This is a genomic window from uncultured Campylobacter sp. (assembly GCF_938045405.1).
GTDB lineage: Bacteria > Campylobacterota > Campylobacteria > Campylobacterales > Campylobacteraceae > Campylobacter_B.
Window position 1 is genome coordinate 1 of sequence record NZ_CALIMW010000138.1, and the last position, 11878, is coordinate 11878.

The 11878-nt window shown below is 46.5% G+C and carries 9 protein-coding genes; 7 read left to right on the top strand and 2 right to left on the bottom strand.

The window, feature by feature from the left end; all coding sequences use genetic code 11:
- Positions 1 to 366: 366 nt before the first annotated feature.
- Complete coding sequence (locus Q0140_RS05455) at positions 367 to 1002, bottom strand: hypothetical protein (protein ID WP_297962628.1); 636 nt, start codon at positions 1000 to 1002, stop codon at positions 367 to 369.
- A 243-nt stretch (positions 1003 to 1245) separates the two neighbouring features.
- On the opposite strand from Q0140_RS05455, the gene Q0140_RS05460 reads away from it, so the two are divergent.
- The 4 genes from Q0140_RS05460 to Q0140_RS05475 all read left to right on the top strand — a co-directional run bounded on the left by Q0140_RS05460 (position 1246) and on the right by Q0140_RS05475 (position 5625).
- A complete protein-coding gene (locus Q0140_RS05460) occupies positions 1246 to 3483 on the top strand; it encodes a nitric-oxide reductase large subunit (RefSeq protein ID WP_297962630.1) in 2238 nt (745 codons plus the stop codon).
- 259 nt (positions 3484 to 3742) lie between these two features.
- Positions 3743 to 4186 (top strand): GatB/YqeY domain-containing protein, encoded by a 444-nt coding sequence (locus Q0140_RS05465; RefSeq protein WP_297962632.1) that lies wholly within the window; start codon positions 3743 to 3745, stop codon positions 4184 to 4186.
- Between the two features lie 133 nt (positions 4187 to 4319).
- Positions 4320 to 4937, top strand: a complete 618-nt coding sequence (locus Q0140_RS05470) for a hypothetical protein (protein WP_297962634.1) — start codon at positions 4320 to 4322, stop codon at positions 4935 to 4937.
- Between the two features lie 52 nt (positions 4938 to 4989).
- Positions 4990 to 5625 carry a hypothetical protein gene (locus Q0140_RS05475; RefSeq protein ID WP_297962636.1) on the top strand — a complete coding sequence of 212 codons (636 nt, stop codon included), beginning with the start codon at positions 4990 to 4992 and terminating at the stop codon, positions 5623 to 5625.
- Positions 5626 to 6012: 387 nt separating this feature from the next.
- Here the strand turns inward: Q0140_RS05475 and Q0140_RS05480 are convergent, their stop codons facing one another.
- Positions 6013 to 8259 (bottom strand): hypothetical protein, encoded by a 2247-nt coding sequence (locus Q0140_RS05480; RefSeq protein ID WP_297962638.1) that lies wholly within the window; start codon positions 8257 to 8259, stop codon positions 6013 to 6015.
- Between the two features lie 205 nt (positions 8260 to 8464).
- Here Q0140_RS05480 and groES point away from each other — a divergent pair, with 205 nt between their 5' ends.
- The 3 genes from groES to Q0140_RS05495 form a co-directional block, all read left to right on the top strand.
- Complete coding sequence (groES, locus tag Q0140_RS05485; protein ID WP_005871710.1) at positions 8465 to 8728, top strand: co-chaperone GroES; 264 nt, start codon at positions 8465 to 8467, stop codon at positions 8726 to 8728.
- Positions 8729 to 8740: 12 nt separating this feature from the next.
- Positions 8741 to 10378 (top strand): chaperonin GroEL, encoded by a 1638-nt coding sequence (gene groL, locus Q0140_RS05490; RefSeq protein WP_295151473.1) that lies wholly within the window; start codon positions 8741 to 8743, stop codon positions 10376 to 10378.
- A 583-nt stretch (positions 10379 to 10961) separates the two neighbouring features.
- On the top strand, positions 10962 to 11878 hold a 917-nt coding region (locus Q0140_RS05495; protein ID WP_297962640.1), incomplete at its 3' end, for a hypothetical protein.

The window sequence follows — 11878 nt, forward strand, 5'->3', positions numbered from 1 at the left end:
GAACAAGCCATTTTATGCCGGAATTTCAAAGTAGATTTTCAATTTTTGGATATATCATTTTCTTTCAATCCGGTTTTTCTCTTTCGGGTTCCGTAATATTAATGTCTACATTCGAATTTATTTACAAAATATATTTCTATTTAAGAGAAGCTAAGCGCATTGGATAAAATCAATTAATAGAACCCGTATATGAGACGCCCAAAGTTTTGCTCTAAGATGAGCGACTCTTTAGTTGAAAGTGTATATGTGTAAATTCGCTCATCTTATGGGGATAAAATATTAAATTATAAATTCAAATTCTACTTATAAAAAATGCTAAAGCAACTGCGGACGAATCAAAAGCGCACTAAATTTAAAATTTACGCCTTAATTTGCAATCGCCTCTACGGTGCTAGAAGTAGCATAAATCAATCCGCCTACGGTGATGAAAACTACGGTACCTACGATTAATATCGGTAGCGCTATGATAACGCCAAGAGGGTTAGGTCCACTGCTTTCCTTACTACCTGGTAGAATTTCGAGATTTGCTTTTATAGGCGTCTTTAATCTATCGCTAGGCTTCATTATTTCGTTTAAATTTTTTATATACACTACTTGCGCATCAAAGTTAAAAACAACCTCGATCTCGCCTTTTTTTTCATCTATTTCGATGCGATTTGCCAGAGCCTTGATTTTGGCTACGTCTGCGCCTGCGGCGGAATTTAAAAATGCGCTAAATTCGCCGTGCGCCCGCCCGGTATCGGCATTCGTCACGACTATTTTAACAAGCTCGCGTTTAAGCCCCTTGGCGTAACCCTCGTCGTAGAAGCGCGATATGTTTTTAAGCGAAGAGCCGCGCGTTAGCACGTAGCTAAATTTTTCACCGACGATATACTCTTTGCCGTCATTTACGAAAAACGCCTTTATGCTCTCGCTCGTCTGCTGCTTGGTCGAGATGGAGCCCTGCTTACACTGGCACCCAACTAACACTACGGCTAATAAAATCGCGATAAATTTTTTCATACTTACTCCTTTTTTTTAAAAACTGCCATCGACTGACTATTGCTTGATTTTATATTTTTAATTTTACTATTTCGGGACTTAAATTTAGTATATTAAAAATCTCACCTTAAGCGATCTTTCTTTGTAAAATTAGATAAATTCCAGCTTAAGCAGATAAATTTTATCTTTTTATTGACGGACCTCAATGCTTATCGAAATTTAAATAGGTAAAATTCTCTCCTAATTTCAGTTAAAGGAGTGAAAATGGCAGAATTTAAAAAGCTCTGGATGACGCTTGTAGTGGTACTCATCGTGGGCTTTAGTTTCTTGGGTTTTTACGGCGGCGAGGTGTATAGGCAATCTCCGCCGGTGGTAAAATTTACCGATGCTAGCGGAGCTGAGCTAATCAGTACCGAGCGCATTTACCGCGGGCAGGAGGCCTGGCAGAGCATCGGCGGTATGCAGGTGGGCTCTATATGGGGTCACGGAGCGTATCAGGCGCCTGATTGGAGCGCGGATTGGCTGCATAAGGAGCTGGTCGCGTTTATGGATATCAAGGCGCAGGAGCGTTTCGGCGTGAAATTTGATGCTTTAAATGACGAGCAAAAGGCGCAGATCAAGGCGCTTACCAAGGCTGAGTATCGCACCAACACCGTAAAAGACGGCACCGTCAAGCTAAGCGATGATCGCTTGAAAGCTATGGCGGTCGTAAAAGACGAGTACATGGGCGTTTTCGGAAACGATCCGCGCTTTAAAAAGCTTCGCGAGGATTACGCGATGAAGGAAAACACGCTCGCAAACGAGCAACACCGCGCCGAGCTCGTGGATTTCATCTTTTGGACTGCGTGGGCGGTTTCTACGGATCGTCCGAGCGGAGAGGCGACCTATACCAATAACTGGCCGCACGAGCCGCTGATAGACAATGTCCCTACCACGGAAAACGTCATTTGGACTATCGCGAGCCTCGTTATTTTGCTTACCGGCATCGGTCTTCTGGTGTGGTTTGGAAATTTCTACGGCAAAAAGGACGAGGATTTCGAGGCTCCTGCGAAGCTAAACGCCGATCCGATCGCCGCTTTAGCGCTTACGCCGTCGCAAAAGGCGCTCGGCAAGTACCTTTTCGTAGCGATTGCGTTGTTTGCATTTCAGGCCTTCATCGGCGGCTTTGTTGCGCACTATACGATCGAGGGTCAGTCCTTTTTCGGGCTTGATATTTCGCAATATATCCCTTACTCGCTAGCGCGCACCTGGCACGTGCAGGCGTCCATTTTCTGGATCGCTACGGGCTTTTTGGCGGCAGGATTGTTTCTAGCGCCGATCATCAACGGCGGCAAGGATCCTAAATTTCAAAAGCTCGGCGTGGACGTGCTTTTCTACGCGCTTCTTTTCTTGGTCGTCGGCAGCTTCGCGGGCGAATACATGGCGATTGCGGGCAAGATGGATCCAAGCAGCAGCTTCTGGATCGGACATCAAGGATATGAGTATTTAGACCTCGGTAGAATTTGGCAGCTGATACTGTTTGTGGGCCTTGTGATCTGGATGGTACTCGTGCTTCGCGGCTTTATCGCAGGCTTTAGAGCCGATGGCGATAAGAATTTATTAGCGATCTTTACCGCTTCGGTTATCGCCGTGGGGCTTTTTTACGGCGCAGGGCTATTCTACGGACAGCGCTCGCCGATCCCTGTGATGGAGTATTGGCGCTGGTGGGTCGTGCACCTTTGGGTCGAGGGATTTTTCGAGGTTTTTGCGACGGCGTCTTTGGCGTTCGTGTTCGCATCCTTGGGCTTAGTAAGCAAGAAATTTGCCACCTACACCTCGATCGCTAGCGCGTCGATTTTCCTAATCGGCGGAATTCCTGGCACCTTCCACCACCTCTATTTTGCGGGCACCACTACGCCGATAATGGCTGTGGGTGCGAGCTTTTCGGCGCTTGAAGTCGTGCCTTTGGTGCTTTTGGGCTCAGAGGCGTTTCATTACTACAAGCTTCAATTCGCGCAGGATTGGGCCAAGCGTCTAAAATGGCCGCTTTACTGCTTCATCGCCGTGGCGTTTTGGAATATGCTGGGCGCGGGCGTTTTCGGCTTTTTGATCAACCCGCCGCTTGCGCTATTTTACATCCAGGGCTTAAACACCACCGCGGTGCACGCTCATACGGCGCTATTTGGCGTATACGGCTTTTTGGCGCTCGGCTTCGTGTGGCTCGTGGCGCTGTATATTTACAAAGACAAAAACTTTGACGATACACTGATGAAGATCGGCTTTTGGGCGCTTAACGCGGGTCTGCTTCTAATGGTGCTGATTTCGCTATTGCCTGTCGGAATTTTGCAGGCATTCGCGGCGATCGACGTGGGTATGTGGTACGCAAGAAGCGCGGAATTTTTGCAAAAAGACAGCCTCTACGGGCTTCGCTGGGCGCGCATCATCGGCGATACGATCTTTTTGGTAGGAAGCGTGTGCTTCTTGCTTCAAATCGTGCGAATGATATTCTCACGCGCTAAATAGAGCTTTCGCGAGCTTTTATCGCCTGCTTTGCCTCGCGGGAATTTTATTTCTCGCGGGGCCTTTTAAATTTTACTAGGCTTTGCAAGAGCCTTTTATGCGTGAGCTTTTTGCCGCAAAGGGTAGCCGCGCGAGCTTTAAGCTTAGCCGCAAATCGCGATCAATCTTTAAAATTTTAAAATTTCATCCCCTTAAATTTACCCAAGCCAAATTTTAAATTTGCTAAAATCACCGCCGAAATTTTAATCTCAAGGAGTAGAAAATGGGTGTGCGAGAGCAAATTTTAGAAGACATTAAAACGGCGATGAAGAGCGGCGATCACTTCCGCAGAGACAGCCTGCGGATGCTTAACGCCGCGCTTAAGCAGGTCGAGGTGGACGAGCGCATCAGCCTTAGCGACGAGCGCGTCTTTAGCATACTTCAAAGCGAGATCAAGCGCCGAAACGACTCCGTACAGCAGTATCGCGCGGGCGGTCGCGAAGATCTGGTGCAAAAAGAACAGGGTGAGATCGAGATCATCGCGTCCTATCTGCCAGCGCAGCTAAGCGATGCCGAGCTTGCCGCAGAGGTTGGCTCGCTAATCGCGCAGCTCGGTGCGAGCGGCGCAAAGGACATGGGGCGCGTGATGAAAGCCGCCAAGGAAGCGCTCGGCTCAAGCGTGGACGGCAAGCGCCTAAGCGAGGCGGTCAAAGCGGCACTGAAGTAGCCTGCGTTTGGAGTTAAATTTAAGTCCGGCTGCGGCTAAATTGTATCGGCGTAAAACTTCGCTGCTGAAATTTTTTGAGATAGAGCTTTGGCTGCGGAATTCATACGCTAATTTAAAATTTTAAAGGATCATCATGAAAAAATTTATCGCGGTTTTACTAGCCGTCCTACTTGTGGGATGCCAGTGCAAACAAAACGTAGTGCCTGGGGCGAACGAAACGCCCGAAAAGATAACGGCATTTTTCATAAACGATGGCAAGGAATACATCGTAGGCGAGAAGCTCAGCTATGTGCTGACGGATGGCTCGTCGCTTAAGAAAATCTCGGAATTTTACGATGGCGGATACGCCAAAGGGCTTAAGCGCGAGTTTGTACAGATCGAAGTGACGGATGCGAAAAACGGCGAGGCGCGCGGTAGCTTCAGTGCTTTTTTAAACTCTGCCGCAGGAGCAGACGTCGCCAAAATCAAAGCTCTGGCGGATCGCATAGAAATCGATGAGAAAAAGGGCGAGATAGAAGCGATTTTCTACTTCGATGCGCGCGTCGTACAGATCAAAAATCTTAGCGAAATAATGAAGCCAAGCGATAGGCTGCGCTCTCCGATACCCGCTCACATCGAGGTTTTGCCGGAGCGCTGCGAGAGTAGCACTCTATCGGATGTGATAAGAGGCATCGTAGCTATACCGGTGGTAATCGTGGGAGCGGTACTTTTTCTGCCCGTGGTGATGATGCAGGAATATAGCCCTCAATAATAAAAGCCGTGAAATTCCGTATCTTACAGCGAAACTTACAATGTAATGATCGATGAAGCTCGGCGAAATTTGGTATAACTTAGATCGCAAGTTCGATCTATTTATGATCGCATTTTATTTGGCGGCGATGTGGTACGGATTTCTTTTTAGCTTGAATCCTAAAAGCTTAGATGATCTGAAAATCGCAAATGGAATAATTATGGATGTCAGAAGCGATGATGGGCGCGAATATATGCAGATTTTTACGGATGAGCGCAAATTTATCAAAGTCTTTTTAAATGGCGATACGGATAACTTAACCTACTTTTATAAAAATAAAATTTTGCTCAATGCGGCAATTGTTGAAGCTAATTTTAAGCGCTCAGGAGCGGACGAGTGGCAAGGCGTAAATATCAAGCCTTCTATCTCGCTAATCGCATACGAATGGCTGGAAGGCAAGCGAGTTAAAGCTTGGTATCAAAGCCGTCCGTTTCCGTTTCAGGGTCGCGGCACGGCATATCAGGTCTTATTTTTGGATTACAATGCAAGCATCGATCCGCAGCAGCGCGAGTATCTGATGAAATTCAGATATGACAAATACGCTACGATGGATGATAAATTTACAGCTACGATATTTGGAGCTTTGACGCTCATTTTTCTTGCGATAATGGCGGGCAAATTTTATCAAGCATGGCGCCAACTGCAATAAACATTGCGCCGCGAAATTTTAATTAGCATCGGATAGCCTGAAAACACGGCGCGCAGTATCGATACGAAACACTTTAAAAGGCGCTAGGCTTGCGCTGCATAAATTTTATTGCGGATAGCGGTGGCGAGTAGGATAAATTTGCAGTGTTAAATTTAAAGCGCTATTAAAATACAGACCATAGTAGGGTTTAAAATTTTGATAAGTAGTGCGCGTCCTGCTTTAAAATTTTGAGGCTCCGGCTGCGCCGGCAAGCGCAAAATTCTAAATTTTAAACTGCATAAAATTTCAAAATTTAAACTGCGCGAGATTTCAAAATTTCAAAATTTTAAATCTCGCGCTCGTTTAGCAGTATCCATAAATTTTAAGCGCCAAATGGGAGCAAATGGGCTAAAATAGCCCATTTATCAGCCCCTTAATCGCGTCCGATTTCTCCTTTTTCGCGTCGTTTTTGCTGCTGTTATCGTCCTTTTTCACGCCGAAAAGCTTATCGATGCCCTTGCCGATCTGCTTGTCGAGTTTGCCCTTTAGATAGTCCGATTGGATATTGTATTTCGGCTCTTTGATCGTGCCGGTGATGTTTATTTCAAGATCGGTCTTTTCGATATTTGCTTTAACTGGTACCGAAATCGCGCCCGTTTTGCTATCCAGCGTGCCACCGGTGACGTTTAGCTTGCTTTTTTGCGCGCTCATATCGGCGTTAAAATTAATTAAATTCTGCTTGATCGTGCCGTTTACTTTGGCGTCGTTATAGACCTCGCCGCCTAGATCACGGCCTAAAATTTTGCCGATTTTATCGATCAATCCGCCGCTAGGAAGGCGACCGTTATTGATGATCGCGTCGAATTTTCCGCTGTGCGAGCTCGTATTATACGTAAGATTTGCGTTACCCGTGCCGTCGTAGACATGATCGATATTTAGAAGCGTCGTAAGCTCTTTGACGATAAAATTTTGGATTTTAAAGTTCGCCTCATCGCCCGCGATCTGTCCGTTCAGCTCGCCGCCCGCGACCTTGGAATTTATGGTCGCAAACAGGCTCTTGCCGTCGTGCGAAAGCTCGCCGGTCGCGGCAATCTTGCCGTTTAGTCTGCGATTTAAGAAAAATTCTAGTCGCTGCAGGCTCGGGATCAGCAGCGCGTAGTTTGCCTTAAGCGCTTTGTTTTTAAGCTCGTAGGTGCCGTTTAAGCTTTGAAGCTGCGCCAGATCGGAGTTTGCACTTACGCTAAAGGTCGCGACGGAGTTTTTGATATTTGTCTGCGCCTGCGCATCAGTTTTTAGATCGCTCGGGAAGCTCTTGCCCGTCGTGCCGTCTAAAAATTTCTTAAAAATTACGCCGTTAGCGAGCGAAATTTGCGCCGTGCCGTTGATGCCGTCTTTTAAGCTTAACTTCGCATCGCCGTTTATCGTGCCGTTTCCGATCGCATTGCCGTAAAACAGAGCCGAAAGCACAGCCAGATTTAAATTACTCGCCTTAAGCTTTAGATCGCTCAAATTTCCGTTCGCGTTCAGGTTGCCGCCCATCGCGTTTAGATTTAAGTTTAGATTTTTAAGCTCATTTTGCGCTAAAGCCGCGCTAAGCTCGCCGTTTGCCTTGTCTTGCAGCTTCACTCCCAGGACGTTTTGCAGCGCGGCTAGATCGTTTGCGTTTAGCTTTGCGGACAGCTCGCCGTTTTTGTTTTTCAGGTCAAATTTGGCCTCCGCATCCGCTTTAAGCGCGTCTTTAAACGCTGAAATTTGCGAGTTTGAAAGCTCAAGCGTAGAAAAATCGGTCTTTAAATTTCCGTTTGCTTTAACGTCGCCTGAAATTTTACGCCCGAGCAGGCTTTCGAGCTTCGCTAGATCGGGCACGTTTAGATTAAAATCGGAGTTTAAAGTTTTGTTTTTCAGATCAAATTCCGACTTTTCGGCGCTGATCTTGCCCAGAGTCGAATCAATCTTGCTTGCTGCTCGCAGGACGTTATTTTGCGCCGTGATGTCCGAGTTTAACGTGATCTGCACGCCCTTTGGGATGGAGATATTCATATCTTTAAACGCAGATTCGTTTAGGATCAAATTTGAACTCTTGATGCTTGCGTTGCCCTCTGCGCCGCCGCTGCTAGCCTTGATGTCCGAGAGAATGTCGATATTTCCTTTTGCGTAGATCGGCAGCGAAGCCACGGCAAGGGCTTTTTCGACGTTTAGAGCTTTAGCGCCGATTTGTAGATCAAGCGGCTTGAGGTCTTTTAAATTTGCCAAAAATTTTACGTTGCTATCAAAAATCCGCCCGCTGCCGTTGATGCCGAATTTGCCAAGATCGCCTAAAATTTGCCCCTTAAGGCTCAGCCCTTCGCTCGTTTTTATGCCGAGCTTGGCTAAATCGTGCGCGTTTGCATCGTAGCTAAGATCGAAAGAGCGCGCAAAAAGCGAGTATTTGCCCTTTACGTTTACGTTCGCAGCGTCATTTACGTTGGCGCTGATGTCCAGATCGCCGAAATTTAGATCGAATTTCTCAAGCTTCACGTCAAGGCCGCTTTTTTCTTTGATCAAATTTTCTACGTAAGGCTTGGTGAGATTGTTGCCAAAATCGCTGAAAAATAGGCAGCCCGCGCCTACTATAAGCAGGATTAAAATTCCTGCGATTATGCCGAAAATTTTCATTTCGTCCCCTTAAAATTTAAAATTTGAGGGTATTATAGCCCTTAAAATTTAACGTTTGAAATCTCAATACTTGAGTTAAAATCACTAAAGTTTTATAAAAATTTTTCATAAACTATTGACAAGATTTTAAATTTTGCATATAATCTTAGCACTCAAACACATTGAGTGCCAATTTTAGAAATCACAAATCAAAGAAAGGACTGAAATGAAATTTCAACCACTTGGCAAGCGCGTTCTAATAGAGCGCGAGGAGGAAACAAAAAAGACCGCTTCGGGCATCATCATCCCCGACAATGCTTCAAAAGAGAAGCCTTCGACCGGCAAAATCGTAGCCGTCGGCAGCGAATGTGAAGGCGTCAAAAATGGCGATACCGTAGCGTTTGCAAAATACGCAGGTAGCGAGATCAGCTTAGACGATAAGAAATACCTTATCTTAAATTTAGAAGATGTTTTAGGCATAATTAAATAAAAAGGATTGAAAATGGCAAAAGAGATTATTTTTTCAGACGACGCAAGAAACAAGCTTTACGCGGGCGTTAGGAAGTTAAACGACGCTGTAAAAGTTACGATGGGACCTCGCGGTCGCAATGTCTTAATCCAAAAGAGCTTCGGTGCTCCGGCGATCACAAAAGACGGTGTAACCGTCGCTAAAGAGATTGAGCTAAAAGATACGCTAGAGAATATGGGCGCTTCTTTGGTGCGCGAAGTAGCGAGTAAAACCAACGATCAAGCAGGCGACGGCACTACTACAGCAACCGTGCTAGCTCACGCGATCTTTAAAGAAGGCCTACGCAACGTAACTGCGGGCGCAAATCCGATCGAAGTTAAGCGCGGTATGGATAAATTTAGCGCTGCGGTTATTGAGGAGCTAAAAAAATCCTCTAAAAAAGTAAGTGGCAAAAAAGAGATCGCTCAGGTTGCTACGATCTCTGCTAATAACGACAGCGCGGTGGGCGATCTGATCGCAGACGCTATGGAAAGAGTCGGTAAGGACGGCGTTATCACCGTTGAAGAGGCAAAATCTATTAACGATGAGTTAAACGTAGTCGAGGGAATGCAGTTTGACCGCGGCTATCTAAGCCCGTATTTCATTACAAATGCCGAGAAAATGCTAGTCGAGCTAAGCTCGCCGCTAGTGCTTCTATTTGACAAAAAAATTACAAATTTAAAAGATCTACTGCCGGTTTTGGAGCAGGTTCAAAAAAGCGGCAAACCGCTTCTAATCATCGCCGAGGATATCGAGGGCGAGGCACTTGCGACTTTAGTCGTAAATAAACTTCGCGGCGTGTTAAACATCTCTGCGGTCAAAGCCCCTGGATTTGGCGATCGCAGAAAGGCGATGCTTGAAGATATCGCGATTTTAACAGGCGGCACCGTCATCAGCGAGGAGCTTGGCAGAACGCTAGAAAGTGCTTCTATGGCCGATCTTGGACAAGCCGAGCGCATCGTGATCGACAAAGACAACACCACTATCGTAGGCGGCGCGGGCAAGAAAAAAGATATCGACGCGCGCGTTTCGCAGATCAAAGCTCAGATCGCAGAGACTACGAGCGATTACGACAAAGAGAAGCTTCAAGAGCGCATGGCTAAGCTTAGCGGCGGCGTCGCGGTCATCAAGGTGGGCGCTGCGACCGAAACCGAGATGAAAGAGAAAAAAGATCGCGTGGACGACGCTCTAAACGCAACCAAAGCAGCCGTAGACGAGGGTATCGTAATCGGCGGCGGCGCTGCGCTAATCAGAGCCGGACTTAGCGTAAAACTAGCTCTAAGCGGCGACGAGCTTATCGGTGCGGACATCGTTAAGCGCGCGCTTTTCGCTCCACTTCGCCAGATCGCAGAGAATGCGGGATTTGACGCGGGTGTCGTAGCAAATAAGGTCGAGCAGGGCTCAGACAAAAAATTTGGCTTCAACGCCGCAAACGGCGAGTACGTCAATATGTTTGAGGCAGGTATCATCGATCCAGTCAAGGTTGAGCGTATCGCGCTTCAAAACGCGGTCTCCGTCGCAAGCTTGCTTCTAACGACCGAAGCGACCGTAAGCGAGATCAAAGAGGAGAAACCTGCAATGCCTCCAATGCCTGATATGGGCGGAATGGGTGGCATGGGCGGAATGATGTAGCCCTCATAGGAGCGTCATTCGACGCTTCTATGCCATTACAACGGCGCTGCGAGATTTTTACAGCGCCGCGAAATGCTTTATGCGCGGCGATATTTTTGCTATGCGCAGTAAAATGAGATGTGCCGCGTTTTGGATATGTCTAAGGCGCGGCGATTTATTATGAATTAGCGATTAAGCGGTGTGATTTTTAGTCACTGCATGATCTTATAAATTTCGTATCTCATCGCAAATTTACAGTTTTGCCGCTTTATCCCTTAATTTAAAAGCTTTATCTGAGATTGCTTTTTACCTTAAATTCTGACTTGCCACTCAAAATTTAAGCGCAGAATTCTAAAACTTTAAAATTTTCAGCTATCCCACCTAAACGCTTACAAGATAAAATTTTGCTGTGGCGTCATATTTTTAATGTGATAAAATTCTATTGCCAAACAGAATCCTAGCTGCGGAATTTTTAAAGCTTAGCCTTTTGTTTGGCGATACGGCTTGGAATTAGAGCTGAAATTTCATAGCCTCACTCATTAAATTTAACGCGGCTTAATCTAAGCTTTGCTAAATTTCGCCTAAAATCATGGAAAGGAAAACGATGAAAAATTTAGCTCGTATTTTTTTAATTGCGTTCATTTTGACGAGCTTTTCTGGCGCTTTTGCCGCGCAGCAAAGCCATAAATCGCCCGCCGCGTTGCAAAACCATAAATCTAAAATTTCATCTCAAAATCTGCGAGCCAAAGATCATCTGAGTAAAAATACTTCGGTGAAATCCTCTACCGAGCCGCATGCTAAAAAATCTGCAAATGCTAAACGTCTTTCAAATTCCAAGCTCACAAAAAATACACGTGCATTTGGGAATCCTGCTAAAAATTCCACGCAAAAAAGTGCGAAAAATTTTACTAAAAATCCCGGGCAAAATTTCGCATCGCATTCTGCGAGAAATAAAGCATCTAGGCGCCCGGCTAATCAATCAAGCAGTCAGAATGGAGCTAGCAAGAGTCTAGTTGCGACGCTGATGCGTTTGCCAAAGACCCGTATCTATGAGGACGAGGCGCCAAGCGCTCGCGATACCGCGCAAACTTACAGAGGCGCAGATATGCGGAGAAATGCAAGCGCGCAAACTCACGGAGGCGCGGATGAGCAGACTGGCAAAATCGTAGACGCACAAGCTCGCAAATTAACGACGGCTCGAATTGCACAGCCGCAAGCTCGCCACGGCTATAGTGCAACTCGTTCTGGCGCTATGGAGCATACAGCTGCATCTCATTCGAGCGCCACGAAGTATACGGCTCGTCAAAATGCCCGCGCGCCCTATCTTCCCACATCTGCTCGCTCTAGCCGTGCGATAGGGCGCCCTAGCGGTAGCGCGCTTGGTAGGATGTCGTCGCCAAAGCGAAGTAATGCGCTAGGACAAGGTGCTGCGATGCGTTATGATGAGCGTTGGGCGAAGCCCGCTCCACAGCCTTATGAGCCTGCGCCTGAGACTGAGAAAAAGCACGGGCTAATATTTTC